At 42.2% G+C, this 19,791-nt stretch carries 17 protein-coding genes; 6 read left to right on the forward strand and 11 right to left on the reverse strand.

Going from position 1 to position 19,791, the window contains the following annotated elements; all coding sequences use genetic code 11:
• Nucleotides 1–2: 2 nt before the first annotated feature.
• From ADH27_RS00650 to ADH27_RS00670, 5 genes are all read right to left on the reverse strand, one after another.
• Complete coding sequence (locus ADH27_RS00650) at nucleotides 3–566, reverse strand: HAD-IA family hydrolase (RefSeq protein ID WP_048714907.1); 564 nt, start codon at nucleotides 564–566, stop codon at nucleotides 3–5.
• Between the two features lie 180 nt (nucleotides 567–746).
• The gene (locus tag ADH27_RS00655) at nucleotides 747–1,304 is read right to left on the reverse strand and encodes a DJ-1 family glyoxalase III (protein ID WP_006595944.1); all 558 of its coding nucleotides are present in this window, start codon (nucleotides 1,302–1,304) and stop codon (nucleotides 747–749) included.
• Between the two features lies 1 nt (nucleotide 1,305).
• Entirely contained in the window at nucleotides 1,306–2,550 is a 1,245-nt protein-coding gene (locus ADH27_RS00660; RefSeq protein WP_048714909.1) for an FtsW/RodA/SpoVE family cell cycle protein, read from the reverse strand.
• A 16-nt stretch (nucleotides 2,551–2,566) separates the two neighbouring features.
• Nucleotides 2,567–3,574, reverse strand: coding sequence for a YeiH family protein (locus tag ADH27_RS00665; RefSeq protein WP_048714910.1), 1,008 nt, complete (start codon nucleotides 3,572–3,574; stop codon nucleotides 2,567–2,569).
• Between the two features lies 1 nt (nucleotide 3,575).
• Nucleotides 3,576–6,035 (reverse strand): bifunctional DnaQ family exonuclease/ATP-dependent helicase, encoded by a 2,460-nt coding sequence (locus tag ADH27_RS00670; protein WP_048714911.1) that lies wholly within the window; start codon nucleotides 6,033–6,035, stop codon nucleotides 3,576–3,578.
• Between the two features lie 158 nt (nucleotides 6,036–6,193).
• On the opposite strand from ADH27_RS00670, the gene ADH27_RS00675 reads away from it, so the two are divergent.
• Nucleotides 6,194–6,835, forward strand: a complete 642-nt coding sequence (locus tag ADH27_RS00675) for an MBL fold metallo-hydrolase (RefSeq protein WP_048714913.1) — start codon at nucleotides 6,194–6,196, stop codon at nucleotides 6,833–6,835.
• A 316-nt stretch (nucleotides 6,836–7,151) separates the two neighbouring features.
• Here ADH27_RS00675 and ftsX read toward each other — a convergent pair whose 3' ends face one another.
• From ftsX to prfB, 3 genes are all read right to left on the reverse strand, one after another.
• Nucleotides 7,152–8,078: a permease-like cell division protein FtsX gene (ftsX, locus tag ADH27_RS00680; RefSeq protein WP_048714915.1), complete on the reverse strand. Its 927-nt coding sequence runs from the start codon at nucleotides 8,076–8,078 to the stop codon at nucleotides 7,152–7,154.
• A complete protein-coding gene (gene ftsE, locus ADH27_RS00685; protein ID WP_006595938.1) occupies nucleotides 8,071–8,763 on the reverse strand; it encodes a cell division ATP-binding protein FtsE in 693 nt (230 codons plus the stop codon). Before ftsE ends, ftsX begins: the two co-directional genes overlap by 8 nt.
• A 42-nt stretch (nucleotides 8,764–8,805) precedes the next feature.
• A protein-coding gene (gene prfB, locus ADH27_RS00690; protein WP_129821903.1) for a peptide chain release factor 2 occupies nucleotides 8,806–9,901 on the reverse strand; the annotation gives its coding sequence in 2 pieces (ribosomal slippage) (nucleotides 8,806–9,828 and nucleotides 9,830–9,901; 1,095 coding nt in all).
• Nucleotides 9,902–10,098: 197 nt separating this feature from the next.
• On the opposite strand from prfB, the gene ADH27_RS00695 reads away from it, so the two are divergent.
• Complete coding sequence (locus ADH27_RS00695; protein ID WP_048714917.1) at nucleotides 10,099–10,956, forward strand: metallophosphoesterase; 858 nt, start codon at nucleotides 10,099–10,101, stop codon at nucleotides 10,954–10,956.
• A 56-nt stretch (nucleotides 10,957–11,012) separates the two neighbouring features.
• On the opposite strand, the gene ADH27_RS00700 is transcribed toward ADH27_RS00695, so the two are convergent.
• The 3 genes from ADH27_RS00700 to ADH27_RS00710 all read right to left on the reverse strand — a co-directional run bounded on the left by ADH27_RS00700 (nucleotide 11,013) and on the right by ADH27_RS00710 (nucleotide 15,067).
• A complete protein-coding gene (locus ADH27_RS00700; RefSeq protein ID WP_048714918.1) occupies nucleotides 11,013–11,681 on the reverse strand; it encodes an MIP/aquaporin family protein in 669 nt (222 codons plus the stop codon).
• 123 nt (nucleotides 11,682–11,804) lie between these two features.
• Nucleotides 11,805–14,489, reverse strand: a complete 2,685-nt coding sequence (locus tag ADH27_RS00705) for a cation-translocating P-type ATPase (RefSeq protein ID WP_048714920.1) — start codon at nucleotides 14,487–14,489, stop codon at nucleotides 11,805–11,807.
• Between the two features lie 194 nt (nucleotides 14,490–14,683).
• The gene (locus ADH27_RS00710) at nucleotides 14,684–15,067 is read right to left on the reverse strand and encodes a DUF1934 domain-containing protein (RefSeq protein ID WP_048714921.1); all 384 of its coding nucleotides are present in this window, start codon (nucleotides 15,065–15,067) and stop codon (nucleotides 14,684–14,686) included.
• A gap of 110 nt (nucleotides 15,068–15,177) precedes the next feature.
• On the opposite strand from ADH27_RS00710, the gene ADH27_RS00715 reads away from it, so the two are divergent.
• Genes ADH27_RS00715 through ADH27_RS00730 form a run of 4 tightly spaced genes read left to right on the forward strand, consistent with a single transcriptional unit; the run spans nucleotide 15,178 to nucleotide 19,685 of the window.
• Entirely contained in the window at nucleotides 15,178–16,488 is a 1,311-nt protein-coding gene (locus ADH27_RS00715) for an HD domain-containing protein (RefSeq protein WP_048714923.1), read from the forward strand.
• Entirely contained in the window at nucleotides 16,478–17,287 is an 810-nt protein-coding gene (yidA, locus tag ADH27_RS00720; protein WP_048714925.1) for a sugar-phosphatase, read from the forward strand. The genes ADH27_RS00715 and yidA overlap by 11 nt, the downstream gene beginning before the upstream one ends.
• Entirely contained in the window at nucleotides 17,287–18,501 is a 1,215-nt protein-coding gene (locus ADH27_RS00725; protein ID WP_048714927.1) for an aminoacyltransferase, read from the forward strand. Before yidA ends, ADH27_RS00725 begins: the two co-directional genes overlap by 1 nt.
• A gap of 8 nt (nucleotides 18,502–18,509) precedes the next feature.
• The gene (locus ADH27_RS00730) at nucleotides 18,510–19,685 is read left to right on the forward strand and encodes an aminoacyltransferase (RefSeq protein ID WP_048714929.1); all 1,176 of its coding nucleotides are present in this window, start codon (nucleotides 18,510–18,512) and stop codon (nucleotides 19,683–19,685) included.
• The last annotated feature ends 106 nt before the right edge of the window (nucleotides 19,686–19,791 follow it).

Genomic DNA, 19,791 nt, shown 5'->3' on the forward strand with positions numbered 1-19,791 from the left:
TTCTAATTAAAAATATAGGCACTTAATTGATCCATTGAGTCGAACAAATAGGTCGCCATGCCAGCTCTCTGACCAGCTTCGATATCGATCGGGCGATCTCCAATCACCAAGCCAGACTCAATCGCATACTTGTCTTTTAGATACAACATGGACGTAGGATCTGGTTTGCGTGGAAAACCATCATCAGCTGTCACAACTTCTGTAAAGTAATGACGAATCCCTGTTTTTTCTAAGATAGTCTCTACATGATGGTCACGGTGAGAAACCAAAAAATGACGGGCTCCGAGTGCTGTCAGACGATGCAATAACTCCTCAGTCCCCTCGAATAAGCAGGGGATTTCAAGAGCTTCTTTCTCTCGCTGTTTATACTCTCCCAAAAAGTCTGGAAGGTCTGAGGCAAACTGCTGAACAGCATAATCCGTGGAAACCTTTAAAGCTGCATAAACGGAATCATGATCAGCCTCCCTTTGGAAATACTGTAAGGTCTCTACAAAAGCTTTTGTAGAGGTCTCATAATTGTCCAATAAAGTCCCACCAAGATCCCATATAAAATCATGATAATCCATAGCTTCAATTATACCATAATTTTCAAAAAATTGCTTGTAAAGTCAATGTTTTCACGGTTTTTTTACAGTCATCTCCCACCTGTTTTACTTTCATTCAAAAAGCATTTATATTTTGACAAAACTAGCCTATAAAAAAAATGAAGACAGGAATTTTCCTACCTTCATTTTTCTTCTCAACAACTAAGGGGCCGATGTTCCAAAAACATCTTGATAGAGCATCCCTTCTCTCAATGCTGTGGCATCTCCCCCAAAATGGTTGACCAGTGCATAGGAAAAAGCAAGTGCTGTTGCAGGACCCCGACTGGTCAAGATGTGACCATCCTGAACCACTGCTTCCTTCACATAATGCTCTCTTCCAATTTCTTTTTCGAAGCCATCATAGCAGGTATAGCGTTTTTCATCAAGTAGTCCAGCTCGATCCAAGACAATCGGAGCTGCACAAATAGCTGCTAGACTTTTTCCTTGTTCATGGGCTTCTTTTAAAGACTGAATCAAGCCCTCATGGTCTCGTAGATTTGCTGCTCCCGGCATCCCTCCTGGAAGGACAATGCCATCAAAATGATCCAACGAACCGGACCAGACCTCATCAACCTTCACTGTGATCCCATGGGAACCTGTCACTTCCGGATCAAATCCAACCATCAAACACTCGATTGCTGCTCTTCGCAAAACATCGACAACGGTCAAGGCTTCGATTTCCTCGAAACCATTTGCTAACATCACTGCTACTTTTGTCATATCAAATTATTCCTTTCTCGTGTAGTCGACTCAATTGTTTCTGTCTCAATAGTCGACTTTCTTTTTTCCGTTCTTCACTCACCCTATTTTGATGGCTCATGGATAATAATAAACCAATCCCAATAAGGTTACTCACAATAGCGGATCCTCCTTGTGAGATAAATGGCAAGGGAATTCCAGTGAGAGGCAAGATCCCCGTTACAGCCCCAATATTCTCAAATATGTGGAAGACCAGCATCATGATGAAACCAGTTGAGATATAGGTGTAAAATTGATTATTGGATTTCAGGGTAATGCGCAACATCTTATAAACTAGAAACATGTATAAGAGAAGGAGGCACAGTCCGCCTACAAATCCAAAATCTTCCGCGATGACCGTAAAAATCATATCACTCTCCCTGACCGGGATTAACAGATTAGATACATTAAAACCTTGCCCCAATAGACCACCGCTGGCAATGGCCAGCTGTCCCTGAGCCTGTTGGAAGGTCATGGTTTGTGCATAATCAAAAGGATTCAACCAGGCTAAAATGCGGTTCATCTGATAGGTGGGCATCCCCAAAGTTTGATGGAGAAAGGCCCGCCCACCGTCGGATAGAAAGACGGCCAAAAAGAGAGCAATTCCACCTGCGAGGGTCAAAAAGACTGGTAAAATGATTTTCCAAGAGACCCCTGAAATAAGGACTACTCCTGAGAAGATGGCCATAAATACCAAGGAGGTTCCAAAATCATGTTGAAAGGCTAGAAGCCCTAGGACCGGTATGGTATAGGCAGCAATTTGGAGAATGAGAAAAAAGTCTTTTTTTAGCGTCCGATCTTCTTCCCTATTGTTTCGTAAAAAGTGAACAATCGCACGAGAGACCATCAAGATATAAGAAATTTTCATAAACTCTGATGGCTGAAAAAGACTGATCCCCTTGTAAGCCACCCAGTTTTTAGAACCGGTCGAAACAACCAGGTTTGGGTTGTAAAAATAAAGGGGCAAGACCATTAAGACCAAGCCAAAGACATACAAGTAGGGCGTTACTTTCCATAAAAATTCTGTATTAAAGAGCATAACGACAAAACTAATCATACATCCTAAAACAATCCAGGCAACCTGTTGGCCTAAAATAGACCAAACCAAGTCAGGATAATCATTCGAAACTGCAATGTAGACTGCCACCACACCAAATGCTAATAATAACAAAACAGTGGTGATCAAGGAGAAATCTCCTCTAAGTTTGAAAGACTGACGTCTCTTCATTTCATCTCCCTTTCATTTAGATTCCTAAAACGTGTTGAAGTAGCAAACTAGAAATGGATACAGCTAGCCAGGCCACAAGACCGATGAGGAGAGGAGCAACCCCCTGCTTACGGAAGGCCTGAATAGACACTTGACTTCCAATGCCAACCAAGGCCATAGCCATCAAATATTGTGACAACCATTTACAGAAGGGAATCCAATAACTTGGAAACCAGCCAAAGGACGTCACTAAAGAAGCCAAAAGGAAGTAAAAAATAAACCAAGGAACAATTTTACTCAATTTCACTTGCTTCCCTTCTCGATCCTGTTTCGACCGTCCTAGTAGTTTTAGTCCCAACATCCCAAAACAGATTGGAATAATCATCAGAGCTCGGGTCAACTTTACAACCGTAGCCACTTCACCCGCTGCTTTACTATAGGAAAATGCGGCCGCTACAACAGATGAGGTATCATTAATAGCTGTTCCTGCCCAAAAACCAAATTGCCGATCCGTCATAGCAAGGAGGTGACCAAAGAAAGGAAAGAGGAAAACCGCTAGAATATTGAAGAAAAAGATTGTCGACATGGACAGAGCAATGTCATTTTCATCAGCTTCTAGAACAGGAGAGGCTGCCGCGATTGCAGAACCTCCACAAATAGCTGTCCCCATTCCAACCAAGGCTGTTAAAATCTTTGGAACTTTTAAGAGGTAGCCCATTGCAAAAGCAGAGAAAAAGGCAATACTGATGGTCGGTAAACTAATGACCAAAGAAGACAGGCCCAATTGGGTCACCTTTTGAAAGGACATGGTAAAGCCCATCAAGATAATGGAATATTGCAAGAGTTTTTTCCCTGAATAGGCTAGTCCCGGCCTGCTATTTTGAGGCAAGAGTTGACTAGCATTCAAGAGGATCCCACATAGGATAGCAAAGAGACTAGAGCCAAGGATAGGTACTGCTTTTCCTAACACCATAGATAGTCCTGCTGTGAGAGCGGCTAGCAAGACACCGGGAACATACTGAGTTCCATTGGGTTTTTGATTCATGTTAACTCCTAAATTGTTCAACAACTTCTTTTACTTCTCCTGTCTTAGCAATGACAAGAGGAGCTATTTTCTCTAAACTAGCTTGAATCTGCGAACCATATTGACGATTTAATAAGCGTTGATCTAATAAAATGACCAGAGATTCTTGCTCGCTCGAACGACTCGAGCGTCCAAGAGCCTGCTTCAAGCGTAAGATAGCTAGTGGCAAACTATAATCATAGAAAGGATTTTTCCCTTCTAGACGCAAGGTTTCGTGCAGTTTTTGCACGAAGAAATCACTTGGATTATCAAAAGGAATGCGAGGAATGACTTGAATGATTTTTGCTTGCTGGGCAAAATCGACCCCTTCCCAAAAACTACCGGATCCTAAAAGGACGGAAGCTTCCCCTCTATCAAATCGGCGTTTAATAGTTGCTGCTTCACCATTCTTATACTGAGCCAGATGACCCACTGTCATCAACTGAGAAGTTGCTAATAGCAAGTCCTTGGAAGTGAACAAGGCAAAGAGAGGCAAGCCAGTAGCTGCTAGATCATCCAAATACCTTGCTAAAGAGCCAGCTAATTCCTCTTGCATCAAATTGGTCAAATCAGGAAATTCTCGATCGATGAAGATGGTTTGCCCTTGATGATAGGACAGTTCTTTCCCAATGAATTGGTAATTCTCAATTCCTAAAATCGAGGCTAGATTGACCTTTTTACTAATGGATAAGGTAGCTGAGACCAAGAGAAGTCTGGTAGTTGTTGGAATAAAGTCTTGAAGGGAAACCAAGCCCTCTCTTCCAGACTGCAAGCGAATTATCGGATGCTGATTCTCTTGTGTACGATCAATCCAAAAAATTTGAAAACGAGGATCAAAGACCGTTTTTAATGCAGCCAAGACTGGACTATCTAGTTCAGATAAATCCTGGCGAATTTTTTTCACCTGTTCCGGTGTTAGTTCGACCTTTCTGCTACCCGATTCAAGATGTTTGAGTAGAGCATTCAATTCAAATTGGAGACTCTCAAGGATCCGTCGTTTCAACAAGGATTTTTCTATTTCAATCTCCCGTTGCAGATCTAGCATGAAATCCGATAAGGATAAGGAAGCCCTTGAAAACTGCTCCAATGAAAAATAAAGTTTTTGTGCTTCATCCACCACTAGAGTCCGATTTTCTACTAGAGAAGGATCATCCTCTAATCGAGTCAATAAATAGGCATGATTGGTGAGCAAGACTCGACTCATTTTGGCTTTTTCTTGACCGAGACGCCAAAAATCTTCTGTGTAAAATAAAGATTTTTTTGATAGTTTCCCATCATGACGGATTCGTTGAACAAAATTCCCGTAACGATGGAGCTGTCCAACTTCATTTAGATCACCCGTCCTTGTTTGGGTCAACCAGACTAGCAATTGCATTTTGAACCGATTCCATAGGCGATTTTCCTCTGGTTCATGCAAGATTCGAAAGAACTCATCCAGTTTTAAATAATTTTGAGGACTCTTTAGGCTATGAAAAGAAGTCTGAAAAACGTCCTCAATCGTCTTAGCTTCCTGTTGCATGATTTGGTCTTGTAAGACCTTGGTTGGAACACTGACAACAATCTGGTCCTTTGTATGCGCTAGTAAGGGAAGGAGGTAGCCATAGGTTTTTCCAATCCCAGTAGGTCCCTCGACAAAGGTTGCTACTTCTCTTGAAGACTGAAGACTTTCTTCAATTGACTGGGCAAACTCTTGCTGCAAGGGACGGGGTTCCATGCCCATTAACTGGATATTAATAGCAAACTGATCAGAAAAATTCTTGGCATCTCTTTTGATCAGAGGCTTACGAAGAAAAATCCCATGGTGAGATGTCAAGTCCTCTTTATGAAAAGCTCCCGCATCCTCGAAAGCATCCTCTATCAAGAGTCTCGACTCGTAAATCAGATTATCAGAAAATGACAGCAAGGTTTCCACCAATTCTCTCGGTAGGGAAGCAATCGTTTCACGAAGCTTAAGAAATAGCTGGGCGGTTGCTTGCGCATCTGAGATAGCTGAGTGAGCATGGTCTAGAGGAATCGCCAATTCTTCACACAGGCTACTTAAATTGTATCTTTCTAGTGTTGGGAAAAAGACTTGGGCCAATTCAACCGTATCGATCCGGGGGGTTATGAGCTCAAACCCTTCCCAAAACAATGATTCTGCCAAGAGATTGGCATCAAATTTGACATTATGAGCCACAAAGACAGCATCTTCAATCAGTTCGTATACTTGTCTGGCTACCTGTGAAAAGTCAGGGGCCTTCTTTAGTTGCTGATTGGTAATCCCAGTCAGTTGGCGAATATGTTCGTCTAGTTCCTCATGGGGGTTGACGTCTGTCTCATAGGTCTCTACAATCTGCCCATCTTGAATGATGACAATCCCGATTTGAATTATTTTTGCATTGCTGCTTGCACTGGTCGCTTCCAGGTCCACGACAGCATATTTTCTTTTAACATTCGTCGTCATAGCACTTAAAATTATATCATTTTCCGACTCGCTTTGCTTGGTATTTTATGACATTGAAAGGACCAAATCCAGCCAAGCGACGATTCTTCGGTTTCTAGAGGCGTTTTAGTCAGCTATTTTACAATATTTTTGATAGACTAATAGAGAAAGGAGCTCTAATGAAAATCCACCGCATTGTCAATCCCATCGCTTATGAAAACACCTACTTGCTTGAAAACGAGGACTATCTTCTGGTCGTTGATCCCGGGAGTGCTTGGGAACAAATTCGCAGCCGCATCGATCAACTCGCAAAACCAATTGCTGCTATTCTCCTCACCCATACCCACTACGACCATATCATGAGTTTAGAGAAGGTGCGGGAAACTTATGGCCATCCACCTGTTTATGTAGATGCTCATGAAGCAGTCTGGCTTCAAAGTCCTGTGGACAATCTTTCTGGTTTAGACCGCCATTCTGATTTAACGGATGTGGTCTGCCAGCCAGCCGAAGAGCATTTTGAATACCGAACAAATTATCATTTGAAGAACTTCCATTTTTATGTTCTTCACACACCAGGACATTCCATCGGAGGGGTCTCCTTGGTCTTTCCTGATGACCACCTTGTCTTGACAGGAGATGCCCTTTTCCGAGAAACCATTGGACGGACCGATTTGCCGACAGGAAGCGGACCCCAACTCCTTGAAAGTATTAAGACACAATTGCTCACTCTTCCATCCTCTTATGCAGTATACCCAGGACATGGGAATGATACCACTATCGGTCATGAAAAAATGTTTAATCCCTTCTTTCGAAATCGATAAAAAAGGAAGTTCAGATGAACTTCCTTTCAATTTAAAAATAAAGTCCTCTAAAAAACTTTCCTTAGGTGAGCACGGACGTTAGCGAACTTCTCCGAAGTTCCATAACTTAGTTTTGAACCTAAGGTTTCAAAACTCCCGAGTGCCTGAAATCGAATTTTTACAGGCACTTTTCTCACAGCGGAAAGTTTTTAATCTTCTTAATTGACTAAAATATTATAAGTTGTTTTTTGAAAATCATCTAGCTAATTTATTTAAAATAACAGTTTATTTGCATTAAAAAAGGAAGTTCTTTTGAACTTCCTTTTTTTGTATAATCTTAAATCTTCAAGAAACGTCTCATTGAAATAGATGAGCCAAGTGCTCCAATTAAAATACCGAGACCAAACAGTCCTCCGACCATAATCGGAACAAGAAGGTTTGGACTATATAAGAACAATTTCTGATCTTGTAGGGTATTGTACATGGACTTGTAGACAATATTATAGACATAATAAAGCAAGAGAGCTGGTGGAATTGCACCAATCAAGCCAATCCAGGCACCTTCCAGAAGGAATGGCGCACGAATATAGCCACTCTTAGCCCCTACCAGACGCATAATCTTGATTTCTCGACTTCGTGAAATAATGGTAATCCGAATCGTATTAGAAATCAAGAAGACTGCGATAAAGATTAGTAAAGCGGCACCAATCAAGCCCCAAATACGGATGAAGTTCCCTAGAGCAAAGAGACGTTGAGTATCAACTCCCCCATCTTTTACTTCAGACACCCCTTCGATTTTCTTAGCGGCCTTGGAAACTTCTTTTACATACTTAGGAGCCGTTGTCTCTACAAAATAGGCATCATAGAGTGGATTGGCATCTCCGTCAAAAATTTTCCAGTTATTACCGGCAGTCTTGATCAAGTTTTCATATTGTTCTTCCTTGCTGGAGAACTCAACTTTATCAACATTCTTCATGGCTGTCAACGCATTATAGACTTTCTTGTAGTCCTCATTATCAACCATCTGGCCTTCTTTTTCGATCTGCTGGCTTTGATCTTGGATATCCTTGCGCATATAGACAACAATCCGTACACTATTTTGAATATCATCTGATAGCTTGATCGTATTCGCAATAACTGAGGCAAAAATCGCTACAAGTCCAAGTGTAATCATCACCGAACTAACTGCAGCAATGGTCATCCAGCCATTCCGTTTTAAACTTTTAAATGATTCAATGAGATGGCGGAAAAATCTTCTAATCATCGTATCCGTACTCTCCTTCCGCTTCATCCCGTACAACACGGCCATTTTCAATGGCGATAACACGGTGACGAAGTGTATTTACAATTTGGCTATTATGAGTCGCCATCAAAACAGTGGTACCTTGCAAATTAATTCGCTCTAAGAGGTTCATAATTTCCCAAGAGTTATCTGGGTCCAAGTTCCCTGTTGGTTCGTCCGCAATCAATACTTTAGGATTGTTGACGATGGCACGCGCGATAGCGATCCGTTGTTGCTCACCACCTGAAAGCTCATTTGGGAAGGAACGAACCTTGTGTTTCAAACCAACAAGGTCTAAAACTTCCATAACGCGTTTTTTAATGTTGCGACGACGCTCTCCGATTACTTCCATTGCGTAGGCAATATTTTCATATACGGTCTTTTTAGGAAGCAATTTGTAGTCTTGGAAGACTACCCCAACGTTCCGACGCAACATCGGAATATCGCGTTTTTTGATTTTATCTAAATCAAAACCAGCAACTTTCAAGCTACCTTTATCATGCTTCACCTCACGGTAAAGCAAGCGAATAAAGGTTGACTTACCTGCACCAGAAGGTCCTACAATATAGGCAAATTCTCCTGGTTCAATATGAACGGTCACTCCTCGAAGAGCTGTCGTTCCGTTGTCATACTTTTTGACAACATCTTTCATTTCAATCATTGACATGTATTGAAAATTCCTTTCCACATTTTATATAGAAGGAGGACTTTAATTGAGACGCCATTTTAAATAGGCATCAATAAAGCCATCAATATCTCCGTCCATTACTTTATCAACTTGGGCTACTTCATAGCTTGTACGGTGATCCTTCACCATGGTATATGGTGTAAAGACGTAGGAGCGAATCTGACTTCCCCAGGTGATTTCTTTTTTATCACCTTTTAAGGAATCTACTTCAGCTGCCTTCTTTTCTTGCTCCAATTGATAAAGTTTCGCCTGCAACATTTTCATTGCACGGTCACGGTTTCCGTACTGAGTCCGGTCAACCGTCGAAGCAACTACAATCCCTGTTGGGATGTGAGTCAAACGAACACCTGTAGAAACCTTGTTGACATTTTGTCCACCAGCTCCACCCGAACGGAAGGTATCCATCTTGATATCATCATCTCGGACTTCCACTTCAATGGTATCATCCAATTCTGGCATGACTTCAACTGATGTGAAGGATGTATGGCGACGTTTAGCTGAGTCGAATGGCGAGATCCGTACCAAACGGTGAACGCCCATTTCAGATTTCAACAAGCCATAGGCATGCGGTCCTTCAAAAGACAAGGTAACAGATTTAATCCCAGCCTCGTCTCCTGCCTGATAGTCCAAGACTTCCACCTTGAAGCCATGAGCATTTCCGAAGCGGGTATACATCCGAAGAAGCATATCTCCCCAGTCCTGAGCCTCAGTACCACCAGATCCCGGATGGATTTCCAAGATTGCATTATTATTATCATAGGGTTCTGATAAGAGAAGCGTCATCTCATAACTGGTCATCATCTTATCCAACTCTGTCAACTTCTCTTCTAGCTCTTCGTGAACGGATTCATCTTCTGAGAGAAACTCAAGAAGGATTTCGGATTCATCAAACAAGTCTGTCATTTGATGGAAATTCTCATAGGTTTGTTTCAACTCATTTAATTCCTGGGATGTCTTTTGCGCCGCAATATTATCATCCCAAAAATCAGGTTCTGTCATTTTGTTTTCCAAAATGGCAATTTCTTCTTCCAGACCCTCTAAGTCAAAGAGACCCCCTGAAAGAAGCTAATTTTTCACGATTCGCGTCAATTTTCTGACGGATTTCTGAAATATCCATAAGTACCTCTTTCTAAGTATCAGTCTATTATACCACAAACCCCGTCATTTGCACATAGTAAGAGATAGTAAGAATGGTTTACCCTACAAAAATCGCATAAAACCAGGTCGTTGTCACCTCCCTTGTTACATAATTGTTAGATTTGTTACATATTGGTTACCTTTCTCTTTCTCATCAACTTATGATACACTAGTGATATGATACGTATTGGTTTTATGAGTGACCTGCACCTGGATTCCAATCAGTTTGGCGAGGCCGAACGCATGCAACTCCTGCAGGTCCTACAAGAAGAACAGATTGATCATCTTCATCTAGCTGGAGACATCTCTAATGACTTTAAACAGATAAGCCTTCCCTTCATTCAGGACCTCCAAAGACAGTTTCCTGTTTCCTTTAACCTGGGCAATCACGATATGCTATCTCTTTCAGAAGAAGAAATCAAGCAGTATGATTTTCAGGTCCAGACCTTTGGAGACAGCCATTTAGTATCTCTTGCTGGATGGTACGATTATAGCTTTGTTCCTGAAAAGAGCAAGGAAGCCCACCTGCGTACCAAGAATACTTTCTGGTTTGATCGAAGATTGGAACGTCCTTTAGATGATCCAACCATCACGCAAGAAGATCTCTTCCGATTGGATCAGGTCCTCGCTTCTTTAGATGGTAGAATCATCGTCGCTCTTCACTTTGTCCCCCACAAGGACTTCCTCGTTAGTCACCCCTACTTTCAGAAATTCAACGCCTTCTTAGGTAGTCAAGCTTTTCACGATCTCTTTGTAAAGCACGAGGTAGCGGATGTCGTCTTCGGACACTTGCATCATCGCCATCCTTCCAGAGCCATCGATAACGTCCATTATCATATGCGGCCTCTTGGCTATATTCGAGAATGGCAACTAACAGAAGACTTTTTCAAGGCCTATCCACAGTACAAGATCCCTGACATGTATCGTCTTCATAAACGCTACAACGCTGTGAAAGACTTACCTGAATTTCATCAATACAAAAGACAACACTTAGCAAGCGAATTTCGTCAGGCTTTAACCATCCTTGACTGCTAAAAAGAAAAAGATTTCGACCCCACAGGGAATCGAAATCTTTTTTTCGTTAAAATAGCTTAAGCTTCAGTTTCAAGGAGATTCTTTGCAACAAGCGCTGCCAAGACACCACCAACGATTGGAGCAAGGATAAAGATCCAAATTTGTTGGAGGGCTGCACCACCTACAAAGAGTGCAGGAGCCAAGCTACGAGCTGGGTTTACAGAAAGACCTGTAATGTTCAAACCAACAAGAATGATCAAGGTCAAGCTCAAACCGATGACAAGACCAGCAATCTTCCCGTTTCCTTTAGAAGCTGATGTCACTGTCATGATGACCAAGATAAAGATAAAGGATGCAATCACTTCAAACAAGAAACCGCCAAATGGAGTTACTCCTTTAGCCAAGGCATTTTCACCAAGACTAGCTGTTGACATCCCTGAATTAGACAAAAGGAAGAAGACAGAAGCAGTCGCAAGGAAAGCTCCTACTACTTGCGCTACAATGTAGTTGACCAAGTCTTTAGATGACAAGCGTTTGTTGACAAACATAGCAATCGAAACAGCAGGATTCAAGTGAGCACCAGAAACAGTCCCAATAGAGTATGCAGCTGCAACAATGGACAAACCAAATGCCAAGGCAATTCCTAAATGCCCAACACCTTCAGTCCCATTTCCAAAAACAACGGCGCCAGTCCCGATAAAGACAAGCATAAATGTGCCGATTACTTCAGCAAAAAACTTTTTCATAATACAAGTTTCCTTTCTTCAAACTGTTGTCTAGTTTATCAAAAATCCAGTCTTGCCTCAAGAAATATGCCCAGACATCTCTGCACACAAAAAAGCCATCCGAAGATGACTTTTGATACGCGTTTAAATGGCGTTTTTATCCTTACCAAGTGCACGTTGAACGGCTTTGACAATCTCAACCAAAACAACAATCATAAGGGCACCTACAGCAACAACCAACCATTGCGTCAAGCTTAAATGAGACACGTGGAAGAGTTTATTGAATCCAGGTACCATAATCGTCGCCATTAAGAGAATAAAGGCAACTGGGATAGACCAGTTAAAGGTCTTGTTCTTGAAGAGCCCTACTTTAAAGATGGATTGGTAAACTGATTTAACGTTAAAGGCATGGAGTAATTGGATCAAGCCAAGAGTTGCAAAGGCCATGGTCAAAGCATCAGCATGGATTTCTGCCCGGGTAGAGTGTTCAGGAGAAATCAAAGCCCAACCATAGACACCAAGAACCAGCATAGTTTGGAAGATTCCTTGATAAAGGATAGCTCCGAAGACACCACCGTCAAAGAAGTTAGACTTACGTCCACGAGGTTTGTGGGTCATCACGCCTGGCTCAGCTGGTTCCACACCAAGAGCGATAGCTGGTAGAGTATCTGTTACCAAGTTGATCCAGAGAAGATGTACTGGTTGAAGAACGTCCCAACCAAAGAGGGTTGCAAAAAAGATGGTGAAGACCTCAGCCATATTGGCAGACAAGAGGTATTGGATGGATTTTTGGATATTGGAGAAGACCTTACGTCCTTCTTCTACCGCTACGATAATAGTGGCGAAGTTATCATCGGCAAGGACCATGTCAGAAGCACCCTTAGAAACCTCTGTACCTGTAATCCCCATACCGATACCGATATCAGCTGTTTTAAGCGATGGCGCATCGTTGACCCCGTCACCAGTCATGGCAACAACTTTACCTTCTTTTTGCCATGCTTTTACGATCCGAACCTTGTGTTCAGGTGATACACGTGCGTATACAGAGAATTGCTTGAAGACTTTTTGGAATTCTTCATCAGAAAGTTCATTCAACTCAGCACCAGTGAAGACATGGTCTTCTGTATCATTTGGATCAATGATTCCAAGACGTTTGGCAATAGCTTCTGCTGTATCTTGGTGGTCACCCGTAATCATGATCGGACGGATACCTGCTTCTTTAGCGACACGTACAGCTTCTGCAGCTTCTGGACGCTCAGGGTCAATCATGCCGACCAAACCTGAGAAGATGAGGTCAGATTCAACAATTTCAGATTCCAAGGTTGGGATTTCCTTGCTTGTCTTATAAGCCATCATCAAGACACGAAGGGCTTGTTTGGCCAAGTCTTTGTTGATTGCAAGGATAGCTTTCTTGTCTTCTTCTGTGATAGGGCGAACTTCCCCATTTACTTCAATACGTGTCACACGCTTGAGCAATTGGTCAGGCGCACCCTTAACAGCGATAAAGTAAGAACCGTCTGCTTCCTTATGAATGGTCGACATGAGTTTACGGTCTGAGTCAAATGGCAATTCAGCCACACGAGGCTCATCCTTCAAGACTTCACGAACATCAAAGTTGTGGTCCAAACCAAACTGAACAAGAGCTGTCTCAGTTGGGTCACCGATCAATTTACCAGATGGGTCTACCTTGGTATCATTGGCAAAGTTCATGATGCGAAGGGTATTGTTGCTAGCAGCAATCTCAGCTGCCGAGCTTTGCAATTGACCGTTGGTATAAACCTTCTCAACCGTCATTTGGTTCATGGTCAAGGTACCTGTTTTATCAGATGCGATGATTTCTGTTGAACCAAGTGTTTCAACGGCTGGCAATTTACGAACGATTGAATTGCGTTTAGCAAGGGTTGTCGTTCCCAAAGATAGAACGATGGTTACAATGGCAGGAAGACCTTCTGGAATCGCCGCAACCGCAAGGGCTACCGCAACCATCAAGCCTTCCAACGGATGTTCACCACGAACGAAGACACCAACCAAGAAAGTGATAACAGCAATCACAACGATTAAGTAAGTCAAGGCTTTAGATAATTGTTCCAAGCTTTGCTTCAATGGTGTTTCTGTCTCATCGGCATTAGCCAACATATCCGCAATCTTACCAACTTCTGTATACATACCAGTGTTAGTCACGACACCAATACCACGACCGTAAGTTACGTTTGAGTTTTGGTAACCCATATTAACGCGGTCCCCAATACCAGCATCTGCTTCAACAAGTCCTGTCACATCTTTTTCAACTGGGACAGATTCTCCTGTAAGAGCTGCTTCTTCGATTTTGAGGGAAGCTGCTTCAAACAAGCGCATATCAGCAGGCACAACATCCCCTGCTTCTAGCAAGACGATGTCCCCAGGCACCAATTCTTTTGAGTCGATCTCAATGACATGACCATCCCGACGAACTCGGGCCATCGGGCTTGACATATTTTTCAACGCTTCAATAGCTGCTTCAGCTTGACCTTCTTGGTATACCCCAAAGGCAGCATTCAAGACAACTACGGCCAAGATGATCAAGGCATCTGTTAAACCATCCATTCCTTCTGTAATAACAGAAAGTGCCGCTGCCGCAAGCAAGATGATAATCATCAAATCCTTAAATTGATCAAGGAATTTAGCTAGTAGGCTACGTTTCTCGCCCTCTTCCAACTCATTTCGACCATAAGTCGCTAAGCGTTCTTGAGCTTGAGCAGTTGACAAACCTTCGATAGATGAGTCCAAGTTCTTTAGGACTTCTTCTGAGGTCTGTGTGTAAAACAAGTCTTTATTTTGTTCTTTTGACAAAATAGTCTCCTCCTTTTTGGCCTCTTTTTACAAAAAAAGAGACCTGTTTTTTAAAAAAACAAGTCTCGCTGTTTAATATAGTGCCGGAAATAATTCGGAATGACGACACTATCGCGGGAAATCCGCCAGCTACTCCCTTGAGTGGTTTCATTATACCACAACTCGTAAAAAAATCAAGAAAAACTACTGATAAACTAGTCTTCCCATGTCACTTCTAAGCGATAGGTCGCAAACTGTTGACTTCCGTCTGCCGTTAACAACTGATAAGACAAACCAAGCTTATTTTGCTCCAATCTATATTCCTGAGTATCAATCACAAACTGCTGCATGCCTAGGGGAGTTGGAATGAGCGCATGACCTTTCTCTGAATCTATAAATTTCATGATGGATTTTGGCGTTGAAAAGCGCGTCATGGTCAATTCTTGATCATGAAATTTCAAAGCGACTTTTTCTCCTTCTTCGTTTACGTAAAGCAGATAGTAATAGCCGCCTTTTTCCTTCCATTCCCCTTCGTAATATTGGTCCATCACTTCCAGTTGATCATCAAATTGAATCTGATTTTGTATTCTAATCTTCAAAAGTTCCCATCCTTTCCCTCTTTCCTTTATTTTACCAAAAACTTCTTTCTTTTTGCTATTGCAACCATCTCTCGATACCAATTTAGGCCGTTTTCTGCTATAATAGAGGCATGAATGAAAAAGTATTTCGGGATCCTGTGCACAACTATATTCACGTGGATCACCCAGTCATTTACAAGCTCATTAATACAAAAGAATTTCAACGACTACGTCGCATCAAACAGTTAGGAACCTCTGGGTTTACCTTTCATGGGGGCGAGCATAGTCGTTTTTCGCACTGTCTAGGAGCCTATGAAATTGCTCGGCGTATCCTATCAATCTTTGATGAGAAATACACCGACCAATGGGACTCAAGCGAATCCCTTCTAACCATGGTTGCCGCCTTGCTCCATGATATCGGACACGGCGCTTATTCGCATACCTTTGAAGGGCTATTTGATACTGATCATGAAAAAATGACCCAGGAAATTATTACCTGTCCTGAAACAGAAATCTACCAGATATTAATTCAAGTAGCACCTGATTTTCCTCAAAAGGTAGCTAGTGTTATCGACCACACCTACCCTAATAAACAGGTGGTGCAGTTAATCTCTAGTCAGATTGATGTCGATCGCATGGATTACCTTCTACGAGACGCCTACTTCACTGGGGCTTCTTACGGAAATTTTGATTTAACTCGTATATTGCGTGTCATTCGCCCGGTAGAAAACGGAATTGCTTTTCAGGTCAATGGGATGCATGCGGTTGAAGATTATGTTGTTTCTCGCTACCAAATGTATATGCAGGTCTACTTTCATCCAGCCACCAGAGCAATGGAAGTCCTATTGCAGAACCTGCTCAAGCGGGCACGTCATCTCTACCTTGCGCATAAAGAATTCTTTCAAGCGACTTCTCCTCGACTGATTCCTTTTTTTGAGCACCAAGTTAGCCTGGCCGATTACTTGGCTTTGGACGACGGCGTTATGAATACCTACTTTCAATCTTGGATGGAGAGTCCTGACTCCGTACTCTCTGATTTGGCCCAGCGTTTTATCAATCGCAAGGTTTTCAAATCCATTCTCTTTCAAGATAAGGATGAAGAAAAATTAGCTGCTCTCAAACAACTGATTCAAGAGGTCGGTTTTGATCCAACCTATTATACGGCTATTCATCGAAACTTTGACCTTCCTTACGACGTTTACCGACCAGATTCAGAAAAACCTCGTACTCAAATTGAGATCATCCAGAAGGATGGAAATTTAGCTGAGCTATCCCTTCTTTCTCCTATCGTTGCTTCCTTAGCCGGTAGCAGACAAGGGGATAACCGCTTCTATTTCCCAAAAGAAATGTTGCTTGAAAATAGCTTATTTACACCTCAACTACAATTATTCCAGTCCTATATTGTTAACGATACCTTCACAGGAGAAAAAGATGAACATTAAACTTGTTGCACTTGATATCGATGGGACCCTTTTAACATCTGACGGCCAAGTAACCCCCGAAGTTTTTCAAGCCATCCAAGATGCCAAAGCTCAAGGGGTCCATGTTGTCTTAGCAACTGGTCGTCCTCGTTCGGGTGTCCTTCGATTGTTAGAAGAACTTCATTTGGATCAACCAGGTGACCTGGTTATCACCTTCAATGGAGGGCAGATTCAAGACGCCCATACTGGCGAAACGCTCTATGAGGAACACCTCTCCTACAATGACTATTTAGATATTGAAGCACTAGCTCGCAAATTAGCTGTTCCTATGCACGCTAGTACCAAGTCTGGCATTTATACAGCTAATCGTAACATTGGTAGCTATACTGTCCGTGAAGCCAAATTGGTCCACTCAGATCTTTTCTACCGCACTCCAGAAGAAATGGAGCATCATACGGTGCTCAAATGTATGTATGTCGATGAACCGGAAGTCATAGAAAGAATCATCTCCTCTATTCCAGATAGTTTTTACGACCGTTTTACGATTGTTCGTTCTGCACCTTTTTACCTTGAGATTTTGCCTAAAACAGTTGATAAGGGCCAAGCCCTCTTACACTTAGCGTCCAAGTTACACTTAAGTCCAGAACAAGTGATGGCGGTCGGCGATCAAGAAAACGATCAGGCCATGCTAGAAGTTGCTGGTCTCCCAGTCGCGATGGACAATGCTAGTCCTGAATTAAAAAAGATTGCTAAAGTTGTTACGCGATCCAACGATGAGTCGGGTGTTGCTTACGCCCTTAGAAAGTGGGTACTCCATTAATGTATACTTACAAAATCGGCATTACTGCCGAAGAACATGATGAATTCGTTAAAACTAGCCCCCAAACCAATTTGCTTCAGAGCGCCGATTGGTCAAAGATCAAGGACAACTGGGGCAATGAGCGCCTTGGCGTTTACCAAAATCACAAACTAGTTGCTGTCGCAAGTATTTTAATCCAGCCACTTCCACTTGGTTTTACCATGCTCTATATCCCACGTGGACCTATTATGGATTACCAAAATAGCGAATTAGTAGCCTTCATGCTCCAGTCCATCAAAACATATGCTAAAAGCAAACGTGCTGTTTTCGCCAAGTTTGATCCCTCTCTTTTCCTAAGAAAAGGATTAATCGGCCAAGAAGTAAGAGATCAAGAGACCACTTTAGCGATTATCCAATCCTTAAAAGAATGTGGAGCGGAATGGGTTGGACGGACAGAAGACATGGGAGAAACCATTCAACCACGTTTCCAGGCCAATATCTACAAGGAATACTTCACTGAGGACCAACTGTCCAAATCCACCAAGCAAGCCATTCGGACTGCTCGAAATAAAGGAGTTGAAGTCATCTTTGGAGGCACTGAACTCTTAGACGAATTTGCAGCTCTGATGAAAAAGACAGAAGCGCGAAAAGGCATCCATCTTCGTGGAAGAGACTATTATGAGAAACTGCTAACAACCTATGCAGGACAATCTTACATCACTCTATCAAGAATTAACTTGGCTCAACGTCTTGCTTCACTCAAAGAACAGCTGGAAAAAAATCAAGCCGAAGCTAGTCGTTTTAACGAAAAAACAAAACCAGGCAAGATCGATAATAACCGTCAAGAAAAAGAACGCTTGGAAGAAGAAATCCAATTTCTCCATCAAGAGCTAAAAGCAGGCCAAGAGATTGTTTCTCTTTCTGGAACCTTAACTCTTGAATTTGGAGGCACTTCAGAGAATGTCTATGCAGGAATGGATGAGAACTTCCGCCGCTATCAACCAGCTATTTTGACTTGGTATGAAACAGCCCAGCATGCCTTTGACCGTGGAGCTACTTGGCAAAATATGGGAGGAGTTGAGAACCAGTTAGATGGAGGACTCTACCACTTCAAGTCAAAATTTAATCCAATGATCGAAGAATTTGTTGGCGAATTCAACCTCCCAACTAGCATGCTTTATCCCCTTGTTAACAAGGCCTATCAGTTACGAAAAAAACTAAGAAATAAACAGTAAGGTGACCTATGACATTCAAGATTATTAGTAGGGAAGAATTTTACCAACACTCTCTTACTACTTCCAATCACTCTTTTTTACAGAGTATTGAAATGGCTGATTTGCTTCATAAAAGAGGCGCAACCATTCACTATATTGGATGGGAAGAGCAAGGAACATTAGCTATCTCTGCCATTTTATACAGCCTACCTATGACGGGAGGCCTGCATTATGAAATCAATAGCGGGCCAATCGTTACGGATACTCGTTACCTACCAGATTTTTACAAAGCAGTACAGGCTTATGTAAAAGAAAATGGTGGTATCGAATTCATTTTAAAATCCTATGACCACTATCAAGTTTTCGATAGCAATGGCAATCCGACTGAAGAAGAGCAAAAACAGCTTCTCCAATCATTACTGGATCTTGGCTATCAATTTGATGGCTTACAAGTGGGCTACCCTGGAGGAGAACCTGTTTGGCATTATCTGAAGGACCTCACCGATTTTGATGCCAAATCTCTCCTAAAATCCTTCAACAAGAACTGTAGCCGGAATATTACGACTGCTCTCAACTATGATATTTCCATTCGAAATATTAGGAGAGAGGAAATCCCTCAGTTTAAACAAATTATTGAGGAAACTGGAAAACGTCAAGGCTTTGAAGACAAGAGCCTAGACTACTACTACGATCTCTATGATACCTTTGGAGACAAGGCAGAATTTCTCATTGCTGAAATCAATACAGCCGATGCACTCGCTTATTTAGACCAGAAGATTTCCTTGCTCAATCCTTCATCCAAACAATATGAGCAACAGCTGCAAAAATTAGAGAAACAAAAGACAATTGTCCGGGAGACCTTGGCTGACGAAACAGTTGAAACAGTGCCATTGGCCTGTGCCCTAATCATCTATAATCCATCAGAAGTGACCTATTTGTTTGGTGGTTCGTATACTAAATATCAGAAATTCTCTGCAGCCTTCTTGATTCAATACCATGCTATGAAGCGTGCCCTAGAAAAAGGAATCACCTTATACAATTTCCTTGGTATTCAAGGGGTCTTCGACGGCTCAGACGGTGTTCTTCGCTTCAAACAGAACTTCAATGGCTACATCGTCCGTAAGATGGGAACCTTCCGTTATTACCCAAATCCTCTGAAATTCAAAGCCTTGTCCCTGATCAAACGAATCTTAGGACGCTCATAAGAAAACAAAAGCCAGCTTACTAGCTGGTTTTTTTAAGACAAGAAAAGAGGCTAGGACAAAAGTCCTAGCCTCTCAATTGTCTTTGGATTGTCGAGCAAGACGCAGT

Origin of the sequence: Streptococcus sp. 343_SSPC, assembly GCF_001072385.1 — a bacterium.
Lineage (GTDB): Bacteria > Bacillota > Bacilli > Lactobacillales > Streptococcaceae > Streptococcus.

What these genes read in the sequence shown, in the direction of transcription:
- ADH27_RS00650 (WP_048714907.1), bottom strand. Translation starts at nt 566, where the DNA reads ATGGATTATCATGATTTTATATGGGATCTTGGTGGGACTTTATTGGAC.
- ADH27_RS00655 (WP_006595944.1), bottom strand. Translation starts at nt 1,304, where the DNA reads ATGACAAAAGTAGCAGTGATGTTAGCAAATGGTTTCGAGGAAATCGAA.
- ADH27_RS00660 (WP_048714909.1), bottom strand. Translation starts at nt 2,550, where the DNA reads ATGAAGAGACGTCAGTCTTTCAAACTTAGAGGAGATTTCTCCTTGATC.
- ADH27_RS00665 (WP_048714910.1), bottom strand. Translation starts at nt 3,574, where the DNA reads ATGAATCAAAAACCCAATGGAACTCAGTATGTTCCCGGTGTCTTGCTA.
- ADH27_RS00670 (WP_048714911.1), bottom strand. Translation starts at nt 6,035, where the DNA reads ATGACGACGAATGTTAAAAGAAAATATGCTGTCGTGGACCTGGAAGCG.
- ADH27_RS00675 (WP_048714913.1), top strand. Translation starts at nt 6,194, where the DNA reads ATGAAAATCCACCGCATTGTCAATCCCATCGCTTATGAAAACACCTAC.
- ftsX (WP_048714915.1), bottom strand. Translation starts at nt 8,078, where the DNA reads ATGATTAGAAGATTTTTCCGCCATCTCATTGAATCATTTAAAAGTTTA.
- ftsE (WP_006595938.1), bottom strand. Translation starts at nt 8,763, where the DNA reads ATGTCAATGATTGAAATGAAAGATGTTGTCAAAAAGTATGACAACGGA.
- ADH27_RS00695 (WP_048714917.1), top strand. Translation starts at nt 10,099, where the DNA reads ATGATACGTATTGGTTTTATGAGTGACCTGCACCTGGATTCCAATCAG.
- ADH27_RS00700 (WP_048714918.1), bottom strand. Translation starts at nt 11,681, where the DNA reads ATGAAAAAGTTTTTTGCTGAAGTAATCGGCACATTTATGCTTGTCTTT.
- ADH27_RS00715 (WP_048714923.1), top strand. Translation starts at nt 15,178, where the DNA reads ATGAATGAAAAAGTATTTCGGGATCCTGTGCACAACTATATTCACGTG.
- yidA (WP_048714925.1), top strand. Translation starts at nt 16,478, where the DNA reads ATGAACATTAAACTTGTTGCACTTGATATCGATGGGACCCTTTTAACA.
- ADH27_RS00725 (WP_048714927.1), top strand. Translation starts at nt 17,287, where the DNA reads ATGTATACTTACAAAATCGGCATTACTGCCGAAGAACATGATGAATTC.
- ADH27_RS00730 (WP_048714929.1), top strand. Translation starts at nt 18,510, where the DNA reads ATGACATTCAAGATTATTAGTAGGGAAGAATTTTACCAACACTCTCTT.